Genomic DNA, 18172 nt, shown 5'->3' with positions numbered 1-18172 from the left:
GAGCGACGATGGGGGAACTACGAGCAAAATGGAAAGTGAATATGTACGCCTGGTTGCTGCTCCTTCCCTCCCTCATCTTCCTGCTGCTGTTTACCTTCTACCCTGTGTGGCAAACGGTCATTCTCAGCTTTCATCAAGCGGATCTGGGTTCCCCAGAGCCGTTTTTTAACGGGGTAGACAACTACAAGCAGATGCTGGAAGATGATGTGTTTTGGAAGGTGCTGACCAACAATCTCTGGTTTGCGTTGGGAACGGTTCCGACGAGCGTGGCTCTGGCGCTCGGCATGGCGCTGTTTGCCAACAAAGCGCTGCGGGGCAAAAGCTTCGTCCGCACCGCCTACTTTTACCCGACGGTGGTTCCGATGATTGCCGTCGCCAACATCTGGCTGTTTATTTACACGCCGGAGTACGGGGCGCTCAGCCACGTGATGGAGTGGTTCGGAAAAGGCGATATCAACTGGCTCGGCGATCAGGCGAACGTGATGTGGGCGATGATTTTCATGGTGATCTGGAAGGAAGCGGGCTACTTCATGATCTTTTACTTGGCGGGGCTGCAAAACATCTCTCAGGAGCTGTACGAGTCTGCCGCGATGGAAGGAGCATCGGCGTGGACGGTGTTTCGCCGCGTGACGTTTCCGCTGCTCATGCCGACGACGATGTTTGTCAGCATTATCGCGTTTACGAACTCGTTCAAGCTGGTCGATCACCTGGTCATCATGACAAAGGGCGGCCCGGACAATGCCAGCAACCTGCTGCTGTACTACATTTACGAAACGGCGTTCTCCTTCTGGGATCAAGGGATGGCGTCCGCTTTGACCATCGTGATGGTCGTGCTGCTGCTCGCGGTGGCTGCTGTGCAATTTTTTGGTCTGGATAAAAAAATTCACTACAACTGAGGGGGAGAGCAGATGGCCCGCAAAATTACAACCGTCGGCATGTACGTCCTGGCTGTACTCTGGCTGTTCCCTTTGCTCTGGGTGCTCTGGACGTCGCTTCGGCCGAGAGAGCTGGCGACTTCTTGGACACTCAGCGCCGACTTTACGCTGGCAAACTTCGCGAAGGTGTGGGACGCGGCTCCTTTTGCCCAGTATTACTTCAATACGTTTTTGATCGTCGCAGGCGTGTTGATCGCGCAAATGATTACGGCTACGCTGGCGGCGTATGCCTTTGCCAAGCTGCGCTTCTGGGGGCGGGATGTGCTGTTCGTGTTGTTTCTCGTGCAGCTCATGGTTCCGGCTGACATCCTTATTTTCCCGAACTACAACGTGCTGCGCGACTTGGCGTTGCTCGATACGAAAATCGGCATCATGCTGCCGTACTTCGCTTCCGCCTTTGGCGTGTTCCTGTTGCGGCAAACGTTCAGGACGATCCCGCACGAACTGGAGGAAGCCGCGCGCATGGAAGGCTGCTCCTGGCTGCAAATTTTGTGGCGGGTGTACGTTCCGCTGGCGCGGCCGACCTACATTGCGTTCGGCCTCGTTTCGGTCAGCTATCATTGGAACAACTTCATGTGGCCGCTGATTGTCACCAACTCGGTAGAAAACCGCCCGTTGACGGTAGGGCTGGCGATTTTTGCCCAGTCGTTTGAGACCGGGGCACAGTGGGCAGAGGTCAGCGCGGCTACGATGATGGTCATTTTTCCGTTGCTGCTCGCCTTTTTGCTGTTCCAACGCCAGTTCATCAACAGCTTCATCCATTCCGGGGTGAAATAAAGGAAAGGGGAACGATCCATGAAGGAGCAAAGTGCTTTTGCCATATCCAGCTACGCCTTGTTTGACCTGCCGCTGCGCGAAGCCGTCGCCAGGCTGATGGACGCGGGCTGGACTTCGATCGAGATCATGTGCGAAGCAGGCCATGCCGAGCTGTTGGCCTGGTCCCGGGAGCAGCTTGCCGAGCTGAAAAAGCAGGGAGAAAAGCGGGGCATCACCTGGTCGATTCACGCGCCGATCAGCGGCTGCAACCTCGCCGCCGGCACAGGCCCAAGCCGGGAAAAGACGTTGGAGACGATGAAGCGGTGTCTGGCGATTGCCCGCTTTTTGGACAGCACGCACGTAGTCATGCACGCAGGGGAAGTAGCCGACGCTCACGATGCGGACAGCCGTGCGCGCGGGGTCGAGCATGTCAGCGAGGCTGCTCGGCTGCTGACGGCGGAAGTCAGCGACGGCAGAACGACGCTGGCGTTGGAAAACGTGCCGCCTTATCCTCGCGTGCTGGGCTGGAATGTCGATGATTTGCTCGCGGTGTGTAAGGCCGTCGATTCTGCGCATCTGGGAATTGCCTATGACGTCGGACACGCCCACCTGATCCGCCCAGGGTACGCACTTGAAGCGCTGGAAACGGTATTTCCTTACGTCTCTGTCTTGCACATCAGCGACAACGGCGGCGAGACAGACGAGCATCTGGCGGTAGGGGAGGGGACGATTCCGTATGCGCAGGTGTGGTCGGCTTTGCAAGCCGGAAGCTTTGCGGGAAGCCGGGTGATCGAAACAAAGCAGCTCGCCTGCGCACGGCGCAGCGTGGAGCGAATCATTGCGCAGCTTTAAACGAACAGGAGGCTCCTATTATGGATATGGAGACGATTTTGAAAACGAATCGGATTATCGCTGCGACGGAGCAGGATCGGCTGGCAGAGGCGATGGATTCGGCGGCCTGCGCGATTTTGCTCATGTACGGGAAGCTGACTCGGCTGATGGCCGAAGCGGACGCGATCAGCCAGGCGAGCAAGCCGATTTTTTTGCACACAGACCTGATGAACGGCCTGTCCAATGACAAAGAGTCGTTCCGCTTCCTGTCTGCGTATATCAAACCGACCGGGATTGTCACGACGAAAGGCCCGATGATTCGCGCGGCAAAAAAAGAAGGGATGCTGACGATCCAGCGCGTGTTTTTAATTGATACGACCTCGCTTACGACGACGATCAAAAACGTGCTGGAAAACCAGCCGGACGCCATCGAAATCATGCCGGGCATCGCCCCGTCGATTATTGCGTACATCAAGGAGCATTTGCCGCAGCCGATCATTTTGGGCGGGCTGATCTGGAACAGGCAGCAGGTCGCGGAAGCGCTGGCGAATGGCGCGGATGCCGTTTCTTTGAGCAGGGCGGAGATGTGGAATGACATAACCGAGTAGGATGGGGGAAAGCCGCAGTTTTCCGGTACACATATGCACATTTGCGCATAGACACTTGCTGGCGGATCAGGTAAAATTGTTGATAATTGATAACAATAATCATTTTCAATAAATAACCAGTTTACTTTTTATGTGCGTCTTTCGCGGGGTGCTGCTTATGAATACGCTGGAAAAAATGGAAACCTTCATCGTGCTCGCGGAATGCGGCTCTTTTACCGAGTCTGCGAAGCGGCTTTTTTGCTCACAGCCAACCATCAGCCACCATATTCAACAACTGGAAGAGTTGTTTGAGTCGCCGCTCGTGCAACGGTCGGGGAAGCAGGTGCAACTGACGCGGCAGGGCGAGATTTTGCTCCGCTATGCCAAGCAGATTTCGCATCTGGTCGAGGAGGTGGCTGTGGAGCTGAAGCGCATCAGCGAGCAGGAGCGGGTACTGTCTGTCTACGTCAGCAACTACATTGCCGGGTACTTTTTCTCCGACATTCTCAATGAGTTTCATACGATTTTGCCGCACAAGCCGTTGGAGATCAATACGTACTGCTACAGCGACCTCATCCGCTGCTTTCAGGAGGGCCGGACGCACTACGCGTTAATGCCGATCTATCCCGAGGATGATTATATACGCAAAAACTTTGAGACTTCTGTTTTGTTCGAGGAGGAGCTTCTGCTCATCTTGCCTGTCGACCACCCTTTGGCCAAAAGAAGGCTGCTGTACGCGCGCGACTTGCACAACGAAACCGTGCTGCTTCCGAAAAGCGAGTATTTGCAGCAATACGTCATCAACCATTTGAGCAGCCGCCAGGTGAAAACGCGCTTTTTGCAAATGAGCAACTTCGAGACGATCAAGCAGGCGGTCAAGTCGCGCCACGGCATCGCCTTCCTTCCATCCGGGGCGGTAAAGGAAGAGCTGAAAAGAGGCGAGCTGGTCAATGTGCCCGTCTCGTCTTTGCAAATCAGACGGCAAAACGGCTTTGTGTTCCGCAAAAATGCCGAGTTGAGCCAGGCGGATCGCGCCTTTTGCCAAAACGTCGAGCAGTATTTGCGGACGGTTTAGGTTTAGTGGACATTGGCATTGCCATAAAAAAGACGGCCTGTTTCCCGCACGTATCGGTGTGGGGGACAGGCTGTTTTTCATAAGCGCAACATGGCGAGACTGCGAACGAAGCGAAAAAGCAAGGCTTGTGCTCTGTGGGCACCAAGGCTTTGCCAGTAGCTTGGCGCAGCCGGGTTTGCTAATGCGCGACGCTTGCGGGACAAGCGTTGGAAAGATTTATGCTATCAAGAAAATGAATAGATAGATTCAAAAATATTATGTGAGAACAGGCGCGGTTGAAGCGCGCGGATTTTCAAAAAGGGCCCCTCTTAAGTGGGATTGATATTCATTATCAATTAAATTAAGATGGACCTAGTTTTCGGATACAAACACATACAGTCAACAATGGAGGGGTTTTTTCATGTCTGTGATCTACGTACGGGATCGCAACGAAGTATTGGAACTCAGCTTTCAGGATGTGACGAAATACCACGGAAGTCTCGCCTTGATGGCCGTCGCGGTTGGATTCCGCACGTTGCAGGCTGCTTTTGCCGAGCTGTTTGGCGAGGAGGCGCCAGACCGCAAAGAGCTGTCCATTCTCTCCGGCCATGCCGGGCCAGGGTTTCGGGACGTGTTTGAATATGTGACCCGGGCGGTGACGCGGGGAGCCTACCGTGTAGATGTGGACTATCCCGTCGCGCAATACGATCCGCATCGCCCGCAGTCGTACGCGTTTGTCATCACTGCCGCAGACGGACGGGCTGTAGAAGTGTCGCTCTCCGCCAGCTTTTTGCCAGCGGAATTTTACGACTACTTGAAAAAAGGCCGGGAGCAAGCCATGACCGAGCAGGACGTCGAAGCTTTCGACAAACTGAAGCTGGCTTTATCCAGGCGGGCACTGGCTCTGCCGCAGGACGAGCTGTTGGCGATCAAACGAATCGCTTGATGGAACGGATCACAAATCAGGAATGTAGGAGGTTATTTCCTTGTTGAAGCGCAAGTCTTTCGGACTTTTTCTCAGTTATTTGCTAGTGCTGTCGACCTTCGTGCTTGGCTGCCAGTCCAATCAGGGCGCCGCACCGAGCCAGCCCCAGAACGACGCGGCCAAATCCGGCGAAGCCGCGAGCGCCGCACCGCAAACAGTGCCAGAGTTGAAAATCGGCTTGCCGAGCGACGCCGGCCCGCTGAACATCTACACCGGAAACATCGACTATTTGACAGAGCTTGTGTTTGACAAATTGTTCTCGCCGTCGCCTTACGTGGAAAAGCCGCAGCCGTGGCTGGCGGAATCGGCCCAGCAACTGGACGATGTGACCTGGGTGGTCAAAATCCGCTCCGGCATCAAGTGGCATGATGGGACGCCATTCACTGCGGAGGACGTCAAATTCACGTACGAATACTATCGCGACGGTCCAGCCAACCGCCACACGCACCACGTAAGCGAAGTGCCGCACATCTCCAAAATCGAGCTGGACGACCCTTCGACGGTCCGCTTCACTTGCGCCTACGCGTGCCCGACGCTGGAGCGGATTACTTTTGCCGACCTGCCGATCTTGCCCAAGCATATTTGGGAAAAGGTGCAAAACCCGCGCAAATATACAGATTTGCCGATCGGAACCGGGCCGTACAAGCTGGTCGAGTACAAAGCCGATCAATACTACAAGTTTGAAGCGAACAAAGACTACTTCATGGGCAGCCCGCTCGTCGACACGCTCGTGATGCCGGTCATCAAAGACCCGACCGCGATCTTCAACGCACTGCGTGCAGGAGAGATCGACATTTCCGCCAGACCTGTCCCGGCCGAGCTGGAAGCATCCTTCCAAAACCAGGCCAACATGAAAGTGGTACAAACCGCGCCGCTGTCGCTGGTCGAGCTGAAGCTCAACTACGAAAAGGCGCCATTCAACCAGGAAGCGTTCCGCAATGCCATGTCGCTCGCGGTGGACCGCCAGGCGATTACGGATACGGTCTTGCTTGGAAAAGGGCGTCCGGGCTTAAAAGGCTATCCTCACCCGGATTCGCCGTGGACCAACCCGAACTTGAGCACGCCGTATGACGCAGAAAAAGCAAAAGCCGTCATGGACGAATTGAAGCTGACAGACAAAAACAACGACGGCGTCCGCGAGATGGCAGACGGCAAGCCGCTCGCCTTTTCGCTGAAAGTGCCTTCCACAGAGCCGGCGTGGATTCGCGCGGCCGAGATGCTCAAGGAGCAGTACGCCAAAGTCGGGATCAAAATTACTGTCGAAGTGCTCGACTCCGGCACGATGGCGACCGTATCGCAAACCCGCGACTTTGACCTCGTGATCGGAACCATCGGGGCGCACGGGGTAGCAGACCCGGATCAGTTTGTCATGTCTCACCGTTCTTCTTACCTGTGGAACAAAACGATTCCGTATCCGGCGATGGACGAGCTGACCAAGCAGTGGATGGCGGAAACAAGCGTAGACAAGCGCAAGGAAATCGCGTTCAAAATGCAGGAGCTGTTCAACAAGCAACCGACCAGCATCGTGCTGTACTACCCGGAAGAGAAGTTCGCCTACAACGCGCAAAAGTTTGACAAATGGGTAGAGTCGCCCGGGTTTGGCGTCATCAACAAGTTTTCCATGCTGCCAGACGGCGCGAAAAAGGCTGTAGCCAAAGAGTAAGACGGGGGGAGCTGTGATGAGTGGGAGCGGGTTCTCCGCGGCATTCGGCAAGAAACTGATTCAATATGTGCTGGTGCTCGCCGTGGCGTTGACGATCAACTTCGCCCTGCCGCGGCTCGCACCCGGCGATCCGCTGGAATTTTTCTTTGGCGAAACGACAATCAACGAGCTGACGCCAGAGCAGCGCCAGCAAGTGGAGCGGGAGCTTGGGCTGGATCGCTCGCTCTGGCAGCAATACGCGGATTTTATGACAGGAGTGTTCCGGTTTGATCTCGGCAGCTCCATCAAATACGGAAAGCCAGTGACGGAAGTATTGGCAGACAGGCTGCCGTGGACTTTCCTGCTGGTAGCTCCCTCCCTCGTTCTGAGCGCGGTCATAGGCATTGCTATCGGTGCCTATGCCGCGTGGAGCCGGGGGAAGCGGCGCGACCTGCTTTTTTTGACGGGGATGCTCACGATTGAATCCATTCCCGGCTTCTGGATCGGCATGCTGCTGATTGCGGTGTTTTCCGTCAGCATGGGCTGGTTCCCGTCCTTTGGCGCGGTGCCGATCGCCTTTTCCGGAGGCGGTGCCGACTACGCGCTGGCCGTGCTCAAGCATATGACCCTGCCTGTGATGACGATTACCGTCGCTACCGTCGGAGGCAATTTTTTGCTGACCCGGTCGTCGATGCTCGACACGCTGGGCCAGGATTATGTGCTGATGGCGGAGGCAAAAGGGGCGAGCAAGCGCAGCCTGATTTTCAATCATGCCCTGCGAAACGCCCTCTTGCCCGTCTATACGCACATTACGATGAGCCTCGGTATTTTGGTGAGCGGCGCTGTTGTCGTGGAGACGGTCTTTTCCTATCCGGGCGTCGGCCGCTTGCTCTATGAGAGCGTGATCGCACGGGATTACCCGATGATGCAGGGGGTATTTTTAATCATTACGCTGGGTGTGATTGCGGCCAACCTGCTGGCGGATGTGACTTATCCGCTGTTTGACCCGCGCGCCCGCCAAAGAAAGCAGGTGGAGGAGTCCCCATGAGTCGGATTGGTTCCAAAATGATTGGCTGGCTTGGCGTTGTCTTGCTGGCAATCGTCCTGCTGCTCGCGCTCGTGGGACCTTACGCAGTTCCGTACGACGCCAGCGAGCAGTCTGGCGCCCCGTTCCAGCCGCCTGGCCGAGAGCATTGGCTTGGCACAAATGACATGGGGCAGGACATCCTGGCCGAGCTGGTAGTGGGCGCGAGGACCTCGCTTACGGTTGGGATTGTCGCCGCCTTGCTGGCTACGCTGATCGGCACGGTGGTCGGCCTGGTCTCCGGCTATTCGGGAGGTTGGCTGGACGCTGTTTTTATGAGAATCGTGGATATTTGCCTGACGCTGCCGTTTTTGCCCCTGATGATCGTGATTGGCGTGTACATCGGCCCGAGCCTGTTTACGCAGGTGCTAGTGATTACCTTGGTCATGTGGGCGGGAAAGGCGCGGAAAATCCGGGCGCAGACGTTGTCGCTGCGCACGCGAGGCCCGGTCCAGGCTGCGCGGTCGATGGGCGCAGGGCATCTCTACATTTTGCGTCGGCACGTTTTTCCCAGCATCCTGCCTTTGGTGATTCCGCAGTTCGTGCAGGCTGTCAACGTCTCGATCATGATGGAATCCTCGCTGAGCTTTTTGGGCATGGGCGATCCGTTGTCCAAAAGCTGGGGCAGCATTTTGTTTTACGCCAACTCGCGCAGCGCCTTTTTGACGGAGGCGTGGATGTGGTGGGTAATTCCGCCGGGGCTGTGCATTGTCGTGACGGTGCTCGCCTTTTCGTTGATCGGCTACTACTTGGAGGAGCGGGTAAATCCGCGGCTGCGCGCTTATCAGGCGACTTCTGCCAAGGGAGGCCAGACGACGCCGCAAAACGGACCGTCCGCGTCCGCTGCGAAGATCGCGACAGCAGAGGCGCTGCTGGAAGTCCAAAATCTGACTGTTCGCTATCCAAAAGAGAGCGGAGTGGTCAATGCGGTGGATCAGGTCAGCTTCACGGTGTCCAAGGGCGAGGTGCTCGGCCTGGTCGGAGAGTCGGGCAGCGGCAAGAGTACGGTAGCTTCGGCAGTCATGCAGTTGTTGAAGCCGCCAGCGCTCGTTTCGCACGGCGCGATTTATTTTGCGGGCCGTGATCTGACTGCGCTTTCCCCAGAAGAGATGAGGAAACTGCGGGGAAACCGGATTGCCTTGATTCCCCAGGCGGCTATGAACGCGCTCAACCCTGTGATGAGCGTGGGCGAGCAGTTGGCGGAAGCGGTCAGCTCGCATCAGCAAATGCCCAAGGACGAGTTGCAGAAACGAATCGACGAGGTGCTTGCGCAAGTCGGACTCGCTCCGAAGTGGGCGGCCGCTTTTCCGCATGAGCTGAGCGGCGGCATGCGCCAGCGGGTCGTCATCGCGATGGCGCTGATGAACAAGCCCGATCTGGTTATTGCCGACGAGCCGACGACGGGGCTCGACGTCATGGTTCAGGTGGAGATCATCAAGCTGCTGAAGGACTTGCAGCGCACGCTCGGGCTGTCCATGGTGTTCATTTCGCACGATCTTCCTGTCGTTTTGAGCCTGGCTGACCGCACGATCATCATGAATCAGGGCAAAATTGTCGATCAGGGCGACACGCTCGCCTTGGCGAAGACGTCCACCCATCCGTACACACGGCGGCTGATCGATTCGATCCCCAGGCTGACGCCTGCGCCGGAGCGTTCCTTGCAGGAGCAACGATAATCTCACGGAGGCATGAAGGATGGAAGCGCAAAAACAAGAGCGGGATATGCTGCGGCAAAAGGAACTGCTGCAGGTGTCCGGACTGTACAAGACCTACGAGGGCAAAAGCTCCGGCAAACAGGCAGCGCCTGTCATTAATGGGGCCAGCTTTTCCATACAGGCAAACGAAACGGTCGGGCTGGTCGGTTCGAGCGGCGCCGGAAAAAGCACCATCGGGCGAATCGTCGCGGGGATCGAGCAGGCTGACAGGGGAAAGCTCATCTACCAGGGGCAAGACCTGCTGTCGATGAAGCCCAAGGCGCGCAGGGAGGCCACGCGGTCTATCCAGATGATTTTTCAGGACCCGTACGAGTCGCTGTCCGCGCGCATGACGATTGCACAGTTGATCGCGGAACCGTTGGTCATCGCCCGGCTGTACAAAAATGACCCGGCAAGACGGACAGAGCTTGTTCGGGAAGCGTTGCAGGAAGTCGCGCTGCCGCCTGAGCGCTACATGCACCGCTATGCCCATGAGCTGTCTGGCGGGGAGCGGCAGCGTGTCGGCCTGGCGCGCGCTTTTGTCACCCGCCCGCAGTTGATCGTGGCGGACGAGCCGACCTCGATGCTGGACACGTCCCTGCGGCTTGATTTGCTGCGGCTCATGCGCGAGCTGAGCCTGCGTCACGGGATCGCCTATTTGTTCATCACCCACGACCTGGCGCTGACGCGGGGCTTTTGCGATCGGCTGCTTGTGCTCGACCAGGGCCAGATCGTGGAGACAGGCACGCCGGAGGAAGTGACGGAGAATCCGCAGCATCCTTTTACGCTGCGGCTGATCGGGGCATTGCGGGAGCTTGACCAGTTTTAACCGAAACGGCTGTACCGGATACAACGACGATCGAGGAGGCATACATGAATCAACCAACCGATTTTTTGATGCTCGATTCGGGCTGCTGCTTTGGCGAGCCGCGTCTGAAAGACCCGAATTATCAGGATTTTTTTACCTTCATTGATGTGTACGATTTGCCGGAGCACGACTTGTCGCCGTACAAATGCCTCGTGATTACCGGATTGATCGACCAGGAGCTTTTGTACAGGCAAAAAGACAAGATTCGCCGCTTTCTCGACGAGAAAAAGGTGCTCGTTTTCAGCGGCAACCTGTTTTTGCCCTGGCTGCCGGGCGGGTCTCGGTTCGTGCCGAAACAAATTCGCAGCCATGCCGACTACGAGGTGCGGATTGCCAAGGAACACCCGATTTTTGCCGGGGTAGAGACGTACGATATGACGTACAACAAAGGCGTTGCAGGCTTTTTCGCCAGAGGACACCACCCGCTCCCGGAAGGCGCCGAGGTGCTGCTGACCTTGCCAGGCGGCGAACCGATTACGTACATCGACCGGAACAGCACGCGGGGAACGATTCTCGTCCATGCCGGAAACGACCTGTTCGGCTACAACCACCCGGGAAAATCAACCGGACGCATCGCGGTCCAGCTCACGAAGTGGGTGCGGGATGAATACCGACAGCTTCAGCAACTTCAAGAAGGAGGCGCGTACGTATGAGAAAAATCGCAGCCCTGTACGGCGGCAGCTCGCAGCATTTTCGCAGCCTGAACGAACCAAAATACCGCCGCTATTACGAAAAGCTCATCTACCTGCCCGATTTGGAGCGTACGTCTCTCGATGAATTTGACGCATTAGTCGTCCCTTCGCAGTTGCACATGGGCCTGGTGATGAAATCGCGCGACAAAATCAGGGAGTTTTCCGAGCGGGACGGGATCGTCGTCGCATTCGGGCCGCAGCCGCGCGAATGGATTCCCGGACAAAACTGGGAGCTGCGCCCGACGAATTTCTGGTGGTGGCTGGACAAAAACGCGAAGAGCGGACTGGTGCTGCAAAAGCCGGACTACGACCTGTTTTCCTACATTACCTTAGAGGATGCGACCTGGCACCAGCACGGCGTCTACTGGCCGCCGGAAGGGGCGGAGGTGCTGATCTCGACCGAGGATGGCGGAGCTGTACTCTACGTCGACAAAGTCAGCACGGCGGGGACGTGGATCGTCACCACGCTCGACCCGGACTTCCACTTCGGCTCGTACTTCATGCCAGCGACAGAGCGGTTCCTCGACGGCTTCCTCCCGTGGCTGGCAGAGGGGAACGTCTGATGATTTTGCTAGAAAATGTGTACAAGAGCTATGGGAAAAGAGTGATTTTACAAGACCTTCACCTGCATTTGGAAGCAGGGGAGTTCGCCTTTTTGCAAGGGCGCTCCGGTTCGGGAAAAAGCACGCTGCTCAAGCTGTTGTACCGGGAGCAAACCGATTTTGCGGGACGCATCGAAATAGATGCCGTCCCGATCGGGCAAATTCCGAAATTCGAGCTGCGGCGCAAGATGGGCGTCATTTTTCAATCGTTTGAACTGCTCCCGCGAAAGACTGTCATGGAAAATGTCGCGCTTGCCGGAGAGGTCGTCGGCAAGACATGGGCGGAGATCGAGCCTGAGGCGAACCGGCTGCTGGAGCGGGTCGGGCTGTCCGACGTGAAGGATTGTTTTCCTGACCAGCTTTCCGGGGGCGAGCAGCAGCGCGTCGCCATCGTGCGGGCTTTGCTGAATCGCCCGCGCCTTCTGTTGGCAGACGAGCCGACAGGCAATCTGGACAACGAGACGGCTTTTGAAGTCTTGCAATTACTAAAGGAGCTGCACGTGGAGGAAAACATGGCGATGCTGATCGTTACGCATTCGGAGCGTCTGATTGAACAATTTCCGGCAAAGACGTGGATCATGGAGCAGGGGCGGGTACGTGTCGTATGAACAGACAGTCGTGCATGTACATGCTCAGGGATGCGCGCGAAGGCATTCAGCGAAACATCGGGGCTGCGGCGGCAGCAGCCGTCCTGATTTTTGTCGCAATGCTCATCGCGGGCATCCTGCTGCTCGGACGGTTCGGCGTCGGGGATTTGCTGGGCTATCTGGAGTCACAGGTAGCGATGAAGCTGTATGTAGACCCTGCCGCGGACACGAAGGCGATTGCCACCATTTTGCGGGAGAAAAGCTTCGTCCAGTCGGCTGAGATCGAGACGAAGGAGCAGATGCTGGACCGATTGGCGGCGTTTTTTACCGGGAGAGAGCACCTGCTCGTCTCGTTTCAGGAGAGCCAGATTCCCGACGCCATCCGGCTGGAGCTGCGAGACAAGACGCAGATGAAGCTCGTCGCGGAGCAGCTACAGGCGATGAACGGCATCACGAAGGTCGTCTATCCGCAGCAATTCGCCGAAACGATCCTGCACTGGTCGAGCGAGCTGAACCGCTATGGGCTGGGGCTTCTGCTCGGCATGGCGGCGCTGGCGTTCGGCATGGTGTTTATCGCGATGAATCTGGCCTTGTACCAGCGGCAGCAGGAGATTCGCGTCCGGCTGCTGCTCGGCGCGAATCCGTGGCACGTCAGGGGGCAGTTTTTGTTTGAGGGCTGGCTGATCGGCTTCGTCGGCAGCTTGCCCGCGGCGCTGGCTGTTTACGCGCTGTTTTCGAGCATACTGCTACCTTTGCAAAAAAGTTTTCCGCTGGTGTTCCACTTTTCGCAGGGCATGGTGTACGAAATGATGGGCGGCATGGCGGTCGCAGGCTCTCTCGTGGGACTGTCGGCCAGCTACGTGTCGACAAGGAAGCTGATCGATCATGCGTAAAAAGCTGTTCATACCAGCGGCAGTCGCGCTGCTTTTGTGCGCCACAGGGGCGTACGCTCATTTGACGGGGGCGTTTGCGAATTTTCTCGTCACGGTCAACGACGAGAGCACCACCGAACGGCTGAAAGAGGAAGTAGCCCAGACGAAAAAGCAGATTGCCGAGCTAATGCCGCAGATCGCGAAGCTGGAAGCAAGCTACAAGGCCGACCAGCAGGTAGCGGTCGACAAGCTGCAATTTTACAGCGAGCTGGGACTGGATACGTGGGTCACGCTGTTGCTGCAGGAGCAGGAGCCAGTCGATATTCTCGGCAGCCAATGGCTGATCGAGCGCAATCTGGACGCTTACATGGCGGAGCTGGACAAGCTGTACCTCGCTTACAAGCAACTGGTCGCGACCAAAGAGACGCTGGAAGGACACGAAAAGCTGCTCGCCGTCATCGAGGAGAATCTGCAAGCGAGAGGGGCGTTTCTCGCGGACAATCCGGAGCTGCCGATTGAGCAGTTGGCCAATTATTTGGACATCGACTGGATGGCCGAGGTCGAGCCGGCTTTGCTTGCGATATTGGCAAAAGACCGCGCCTTGACCGAACACGAGGCAGCCGCCTGGGCTTCTGCGCGAGCCGTTTCCGGGCCGAATCCGTATCGGCTGGACGAGAGCTGGCTTAACGAACGCAGCGAGCTGCGCTACTTTTTCCGCTCAGATCATGTGTACGTCGTGTTTCAAAAGCCGGACTTGCACGTCATTTTGATCGGGCAGGTGCTGGAAGAGTCGCCCGCTGCGGCTGCGCTTGTTTTTGAGGCGGGATTTTTCAACGGCTTTTTGATGCCGGAGACGTTGATCGAGGAGTTGCAAGGCTTCCGCATTCCGTACGCGCAGCTTGGGCAATTGCCGGACGCACAGGTGCCTTTGTACCTCCAGCAAACGAGCGGAGGGCTGATTGTACGGACAAAAGAGTAGCCGCAACGGGCACACCATCTGGATGGGAGAGAAAGACATGAGAAGGAGCTTGTGTTTGCTGGCGATGCTTTTGCTGCTGTTGCCAACGGTCGTATCGGCGCACATCGTCAACGAACAAAATTTGTACGACGACCTGCAATATTCCAAGGCCACGCCGCAGATCGTGCAATTGAGCGGGCTTGGGGTCATTGCCTACGATCACGGTTCCACGCTGTTTTCGCCACAGGAAAAGCTGACGCGCGAGGAACTGGCGCATTGGGCAGGAGCTTTTTGGAAGCTGAAGGAGAGCGGGGCTGCCCGCGAGCAAGTGACGGCGGCTGCGCTGGAAAAAGGGCTCGTGCCTTCGCTGGACGGCAATGCCACCTATGCGGATGTCAACCAGGCGTATTTTGCGGGCAAGCTCGCTGTACCTGAGCAGGATGCCGCGCGCGAGTTGACCAAAGAAGAATTTGCCGTGTTTGTCTTCGAGCACAGAAACGATGCCGTCGAGGGCAAGAGCCTGTACGACCGGGGCGGTTTTGTGGCCGGGCCGACAGGCAAAGTGGAAAAAGTCGCGGTCCGGGAAGAAAAAGATACGGCAGGCAAAACTTCCAAGGTGTACTCGCTGACTATCTCCGGCACCGTGCATGATCTCTCTGCGCATCCGCGCGTGCTGCAGGCTGCGGTCGATCCGGCGCAGTGGGAAGGAAAAACGGTTGAGGAAGCGTGGCTGATGAACGTGGCAGGCAAGCCACAGCTTCAACTGATCCTGTTTGCCAAAAGCGCAGACGCTTCCGGGCAATCCGCGCGACCAGAAAAGGCGCCGACAGCCGATCACGCGCACGCAGGCCATGCCGATCACGCAGCGGCAGCGAGCGGCGACGAGACAGGGGCGTCAATGGTTCCGCTGGTTGTGGCGGTCGTTTTGCTCGCCCTCGTCGGGGGCTGGCTTTTTGCGCGGAGACGAAAATAACGCCGCTGCTATGGTGTTGACGTAGTGAAAGCGAACGCGAACGGGAAACGGGCGGGCTTCGGAAAGCGAGGCCCCCCTGTTTTTTTCTGGCAGCCCTATGTCAAATTAAGCTGAGCTACTTTATGACATGCCAAGTGCGCCATAAAACAAAAAGCAACTTAATAGAGCTGGAATCAAAAATATATTTCCTTGTACTTCTTGCAATACTTATAGATGAATTTTTTGTGAACACAAGATTTTGACAATGTTATTTGGTTGAATTTTTGTTAAAAAATGTTATTATTGTAAGTATCTTCGTGAGATGGGTTGGCTAACCTTTACTATCCTGAAAAAATTCAATTATGGTAAAGGAGTTTCAAAATGAAAAAAGCGATATTTTTAGCATTGTCAATTTCTTTGTTTTCCAGCTCTCTTTATAGCGCTAGTTCCGCTCATGCTGCCACAGTAAAATCGTATAATCTCGATATTTCGAGCATAGACGTTTCTCAAATCAAAGACCCGCAAGAAAAAGCTGCTTTTGAGAAGTTTAAGCAAATGCTTGAATCTGAGGATGCGAAAAAATTAATCGATGGATAAAAAGCGTATCGCGATTATTATCAAGTTGACAGTAATGGATATCATTTTGTCAAAGAGGCAGATAAATATATTCCAGCCGATGTTTACAAACTTATGTCAGAAACTTTCGAATCGGCCAACGAGGAATTGAATAAACCCGAAGCAAAGAAAGTGAAACAGATATCGAGTTCTAAAGTAGAAGGACCTGTCTATTATCCTGATCCTGGGGAAACAACGAAATATTATGGATACCATTCAAAAACCTACTATTTTCAAGGAAGTAATTGGGATGTTGGAGATTGGCTGTATCTTAGTGACGAAGATACTAGATGGGTTGTCAATGTATTGATAGCTAGTACGGTTTTCTCTTACGTACTAGGAAAAGTGCTTTCTTTGTTCCCACAAACTAAAGGCCTTGCTTTGTCAGCAGATGTAATTACATTTATGTGTGGGGCAGGTGCTGCTTACCTAAGCAATAAAAATGAGGGAAAGGGCATTTACATTCGAGCCTACAGTGGAGGAATTTATTGCAGGGCTAGATAAACAGGGGTGATTTATTATTCAAGCCTACTTTACCTACATTATCTTTGGAATAATGATTGTGTCCACTTTAGTATCCATGGTAAAAAAAGAGAACTTGTTTGGGTACATTAATGGCGGAGTTCTCTCAATCATTATTTATGTGATTGATCCAGCGTATTGGTGGATTAGTATCTGTCTATTGTTAATAACGTATCTTTTCCAATTTATAGAAATCCAATTTCCTAAAAGGTGACCACGGTTGTGGGTTAACCCCCAATAGCCAGGATAAATCTGCAAGCACAGAAAGGATTGACAGCGAAGCGGGCTTTCCCTTACGATAAATCATAATTCACTACGGTTTTTCAAGGAGGCTCTTTTATGTACTCTGTACGCATGCGCTAATCAGGCACGGACGACTCGCCCGTTTTTCGATGGGTTATTTGTCATGCCTGCATAGTTAGCTTGCGTATGTACCTCCAAAGCTCCTCGCTGCCTGATTCTGATTCGTCAGGCAGTCGGTTTCATGTGCTTGGATTGAGCAAGCTTTTGCACGGATGGCATCCCCTCGGACGGGACGTTCTCCGTGCTTTTTTGCGTCCAAAAACGGATGTCGCACATGAATGTCCACATGAGGAGGATGTATATGAGTACGAAAAAAGAAAGCTGGAAGCAAACCTTTTACACGATTTTTGCCGGGCAGGCCTTTTCGCTATTGGGCAGTGCCGTTGTGCAATTCAGCATCATCTGGTGGCTGACAGAGAAGACGGGCTCGGCGCTGGTGTTGACCATCGCTTCGATGGCCGGCTTTTTGCCCCAGGCTTTGGTCGGCCCTTTTGCCGGAACGATTGTCGATCGGCTGGACCGCAAAAAAATCATGATTGCCGCCGATATGTTCATCGCCCTCGTCAGTCTCGCCCTGGCGATTCTGTTCCTGAGCGGGATCGAGCCGCCTGTTTGGGTCTTTTACGCCGTTCTTGGCTTGCGTTCGATTGGTACGGCGTTTCACATGCCGTCAATGCAGGCTTCGATTCCGTTGATCGCGCCGGAGGATCAGCTCATGAAGGTGCAGGGCTGGATTCAGACGCTGACTTCTGCTGTCAGCAGGGCTGGATTCAGACGCTGACTTCTGCTGTCAGCATGGCTGGCCCGATGCTCGGTGCGTTTTTGTTGGCTTATTTTTCGATGGAAACCGTGCTTTTGCTTGATGTCGCAGGGGCGCTGCTGGCAAGCGCCGCCTTGCTGCTCGTGCATATCCCGAATCCCGAGCGCAGCGTGCCGGAGGAAGGCGAGCGCGGCATGCGCAGCGAGATCAAGGCAGGGCTGCGGGAACTGATGAAGTCAAGAGGCTTGGTGGTCATCACGGCCGCCATCGGGTTCACGAGCTTCGTGTACGTGCCGGTAGGGGCGCTGTTTACGCTTATGGTGTTAAGCCACTTTGGCAAAGGGGCGTGGCATGCCGGAGTGGTCGAGTTTTCTTTTGCGGCAGGCATGCTCGTCGGCTCGATTTTGTTGGGTAGTTGGGGGGCCAGGCAAAATCGCGTGTACTTGCTGACGGGCGGAATAGCGCTGTTGGGGCTGGGACTGTTCTTCTCGGGGCTTTTGCCTGCGTCCGGTTTTGTCGGGTTTGTGCTGCTGTCGGGGCTGATGGGGATATCGGGGCCATTGTTTGGCGGCCCATTTGCCGTGCTGCTGCAAACGACGATTGACCCCGCTGCTCTGGGGCGAGTGATGTCGCTCGTCAACAGCTTGATGCTGATTGCCACGCCAATCGGCTTGCTGGTGGCAGGCCCGGTAGCTGAGGTGATCGGGGTCAACAACTGGTTTTGGCTCTCCGGTATTGCCATTGTGCTTATCGGAGTGTTCACCTCGCTCGTTCCAGCGGTGAGAGAGCTGAAGGCAGCCCAAGCAAACCAGTAGACGTCTGCATAGAAACAGCCAGGGTCACGTCAGGTGGTTCTGGCTGTTGTTGTTCACA

At 55.4% G+C, this 18172-nt stretch carries 20 protein-coding genes; all 20 read left to right on the top strand.

The window, feature by feature from the left end; translation table 11 throughout:
• The first annotated feature begins 8 nt into the window (after window positions 1–8).
• The 20 genes from AC27IT_RS12620 (at window position 9) to AC27IT_RS12525 (ending at window position 18114) form a co-directional block, all read left to right on the top strand.
• Window positions 9–896: a carbohydrate ABC transporter permease gene (locus AC27IT_RS12620; RefSeq protein ID WP_327944413.1), complete on the top strand. Its 888-nt coding sequence runs from the start codon at window positions 9–11 to the stop codon at window positions 894–896.
• Window positions 897–908: 12 nt separating this feature from the next.
• On the top strand, window positions 909–1712 hold the full coding sequence (locus tag AC27IT_RS12615) for a carbohydrate ABC transporter permease (protein ID WP_283858446.1): 804 nt from the start codon (window positions 909–911) through the stop codon (window positions 1710–1712).
• A gap of 18 nt (window positions 1713–1730) precedes the next feature.
• On the top strand, window positions 1731–2543 hold the full coding sequence (locus AC27IT_RS12610) for a sugar phosphate isomerase/epimerase family protein (RefSeq protein ID WP_283858445.1): 813 nt from the start codon (window positions 1731–1733) through the stop codon (window positions 2541–2543).
• 20 nt (window positions 2544–2563) lie between these two features.
• Entirely contained in the window at window positions 2564–3130 is a 567-nt protein-coding gene (locus AC27IT_RS12605; protein ID WP_487091827.1) for a glycerol-3-phosphate responsive antiterminator, read from the top strand.
• A gap of 157 nt (window positions 3131–3287) precedes the next feature.
• Window positions 3288–4184: a LysR family transcriptional regulator gene (locus AC27IT_RS12600; protein ID WP_235694721.1), complete on the top strand. Its 897-nt coding sequence runs from the start codon at window positions 3288–3290 to the stop codon at window positions 4182–4184.
• 400 nt (window positions 4185–4584) lie between these two features.
• The gene (locus AC27IT_RS12595) at window positions 4585–5109 is read left to right on the top strand and encodes a hypothetical protein (protein WP_005831116.1); all 525 of its coding nucleotides are present in this window, start codon (window positions 4585–4587) and stop codon (window positions 5107–5109) included.
• 40 nt (window positions 5110–5149) lie between these two features.
• Window positions 5150–6811, top strand: coding sequence for an ABC transporter substrate-binding protein (locus AC27IT_RS12590; RefSeq protein ID WP_007778231.1), 1662 nt, complete (start codon window positions 5150–5152; stop codon window positions 6809–6811).
• A gap of 16 nt (window positions 6812–6827) precedes the next feature.
• The gene (locus AC27IT_RS12585) at window positions 6828–7838 is read left to right on the top strand and encodes an ABC transporter permease (RefSeq protein WP_005831122.1); all 1011 of its coding nucleotides are present in this window, start codon (window positions 6828–6830) and stop codon (window positions 7836–7838) included.
• Window positions 7835–9550 (top strand): dipeptide/oligopeptide/nickel ABC transporter permease/ATP-binding protein, encoded by a 1716-nt coding sequence (locus AC27IT_RS12580; protein ID WP_487091826.1) that lies wholly within the window; start codon window positions 7835–7837, stop codon window positions 9548–9550. The genes AC27IT_RS12585 and AC27IT_RS12580 overlap by 4 nt, the downstream gene beginning before the upstream one ends.
• Before the next feature lie 19 nt (window positions 9551–9569).
• Entirely contained in the window at window positions 9570–10397 is an 828-nt protein-coding gene (locus AC27IT_RS12575; protein ID WP_487091825.1) for an ABC transporter ATP-binding protein, read from the top strand.
• 44 nt (window positions 10398–10441) lie between these two features.
• A complete protein-coding gene (locus AC27IT_RS12570; protein ID WP_487091824.1) occupies window positions 10442–11089 on the top strand; it encodes a phosphate starvation-inducible protein PhoH in 648 nt (215 codons plus the stop codon).
• Window positions 11086–11691 carry a hypothetical protein gene (locus AC27IT_RS12565; RefSeq protein WP_487091823.1) on the top strand — a complete coding sequence of 202 codons (606 nt, stop codon included), beginning with the start codon at window positions 11086–11088 and terminating at the stop codon, window positions 11689–11691. The genes AC27IT_RS12570 and AC27IT_RS12565 overlap by 4 nt, the downstream gene beginning before the upstream one ends.
• A complete protein-coding gene (locus AC27IT_RS12560; protein ID WP_026557645.1) occupies window positions 11691–12338 on the top strand; it encodes a cell division ATP-binding protein FtsE in 648 nt (215 codons plus the stop codon). Before AC27IT_RS12565 ends, AC27IT_RS12560 begins: the two co-directional genes overlap by 1 nt.
• A complete protein-coding gene (locus tag AC27IT_RS12555; protein WP_005831136.1) occupies window positions 12335–13210 on the top strand; it encodes a cell division protein FtsX in 876 nt (291 codons plus the stop codon). Before AC27IT_RS12560 ends, AC27IT_RS12555 begins: the two co-directional genes overlap by 4 nt.
• Window positions 13203–14168, top strand: coding sequence for a hypothetical protein (locus AC27IT_RS12550; protein ID WP_122953018.1), 966 nt, complete (start codon window positions 13203–13205; stop codon window positions 14166–14168). The genes AC27IT_RS12555 and AC27IT_RS12550 overlap by 8 nt, the downstream gene beginning before the upstream one ends.
• 37 nt (window positions 14169–14205) lie before the next feature.
• Entirely contained in the window at window positions 14206–15120 is a 915-nt protein-coding gene (locus AC27IT_RS12545) for an LPXTG cell wall anchor domain-containing protein (RefSeq protein WP_283858438.1), read from the top strand.
• 360 nt (window positions 15121–15480) lie between these two features.
• Complete coding sequence (locus tag AC27IT_RS12540) at window positions 15481–15696, top strand: hypothetical protein (RefSeq protein WP_487091822.1); 216 nt, start codon at window positions 15481–15483, stop codon at window positions 15694–15696.
• A 126-nt stretch (window positions 15697–15822) separates the two neighbouring features.
• Window positions 15823–16218 (top strand): hypothetical protein, encoded by a 396-nt coding sequence (locus tag AC27IT_RS12535; protein ID WP_487091821.1) that lies wholly within the window; start codon window positions 15823–15825, stop codon window positions 16216–16218.
• A gap of 622 nt (window positions 16219–16840) precedes the next feature.
• Window positions 16841–17320 (top strand): MFS transporter, encoded by a 480-nt coding sequence (locus tag AC27IT_RS12530; RefSeq protein ID WP_487091820.1) that lies wholly within the window; start codon window positions 16841–16843, stop codon window positions 17318–17320.
• Between the two features lie 26 nt (window positions 17321–17346).
• Window positions 17347–18114, top strand: coding sequence for an MFS transporter (locus tag AC27IT_RS12525; protein ID WP_487091819.1), 768 nt, complete (start codon window positions 17347–17349; stop codon window positions 18112–18114).
• Window positions 18115–18172: the final 58 nt, after the last annotated feature.

The organism is Brevibacillus sp. YAE8, from assembly GCF_057543335.1.
This window is presented reverse-complemented; position numbering and strand designations above follow the sequence as displayed.

Bases quoted from the DNA above. Each gene is read 5' to 3' on its own strand.
- AC27IT_RS12615 (WP_283858446.1), top strand. From the start codon at position 909: ATGGCCCGCAAAATTACAACCGTCGGCATGTACGTCCTGGCTGTACTC.
- AC27IT_RS12530 (WP_487091820.1), top strand. From the start codon at position 16,841: ATGAGTACGAAAAAAGAAAGCTGGAAGCAAACCTTTTACACGATTTTT.
- AC27IT_RS12580 (WP_487091826.1), top strand. From the start codon at position 7,835: ATGAGTCGGATTGGTTCCAAAATGATTGGCTGGCTTGGCGTTGTCTTG.
- AC27IT_RS12610 (WP_283858445.1), top strand. From the start codon at position 1,731: ATGAAGGAGCAAAGTGCTTTTGCCATATCCAGCTACGCCTTGTTTGAC.
- AC27IT_RS12575 (WP_487091825.1), top strand. From the start codon at position 9,570: ATGGAAGCGCAAAAACAAGAGCGGGATATGCTGCGGCAAAAGGAACTG.
- AC27IT_RS12570 (WP_487091824.1), top strand. From the start codon at position 10,442: ATGAATCAACCAACCGATTTTTTGATGCTCGATTCGGGCTGCTGCTTT.
- AC27IT_RS12545 (WP_283858438.1), top strand. From the start codon at position 14,206: ATGAGAAGGAGCTTGTGTTTGCTGGCGATGCTTTTGCTGCTGTTGCCA.
- AC27IT_RS12540 (WP_487091822.1), top strand. From the start codon at position 15,481: ATGAAAAAAGCGATATTTTTAGCATTGTCAATTTCTTTGTTTTCCAGC.
- AC27IT_RS12525 (WP_487091819.1), top strand. From the start codon at position 17,347: ATGCTCGGTGCGTTTTTGTTGGCTTATTTTTCGATGGAAACCGTGCTT.
- AC27IT_RS12595 (WP_005831116.1), top strand. From the start codon at position 4,585: ATGTCTGTGATCTACGTACGGGATCGCAACGAAGTATTGGAACTCAGC.
- AC27IT_RS12600 (WP_235694721.1), top strand. From the start codon at position 3,288: ATGAATACGCTGGAAAAAATGGAAACCTTCATCGTGCTCGCGGAATGC.
- AC27IT_RS12585 (WP_005831122.1), top strand. From the start codon at position 6,828: ATGAGTGGGAGCGGGTTCTCCGCGGCATTCGGCAAGAAACTGATTCAA.
- AC27IT_RS12565 (WP_487091823.1), top strand. From the start codon at position 11,086: ATGAGAAAAATCGCAGCCCTGTACGGCGGCAGCTCGCAGCATTTTCGC.
- AC27IT_RS12555 (WP_005831136.1), top strand. From the start codon at position 12,335: ATGAACAGACAGTCGTGCATGTACATGCTCAGGGATGCGCGCGAAGGC.
- AC27IT_RS12620 (WP_327944413.1), top strand. From the start codon at position 9: ATGGGGGAACTACGAGCAAAATGGAAAGTGAATATGTACGCCTGGTTG.
- AC27IT_RS12560 (WP_026557645.1), top strand. From the start codon at position 11,691: ATGATTTTGCTAGAAAATGTGTACAAGAGCTATGGGAAAAGAGTGATT.
- AC27IT_RS12605 (WP_487091827.1), top strand. From the start codon at position 2,564: ATGGATATGGAGACGATTTTGAAAACGAATCGGATTATCGCTGCGACG.
- AC27IT_RS12550 (WP_122953018.1), top strand. From the start codon at position 13,203: ATGCGTAAAAAGCTGTTCATACCAGCGGCAGTCGCGCTGCTTTTGTGC.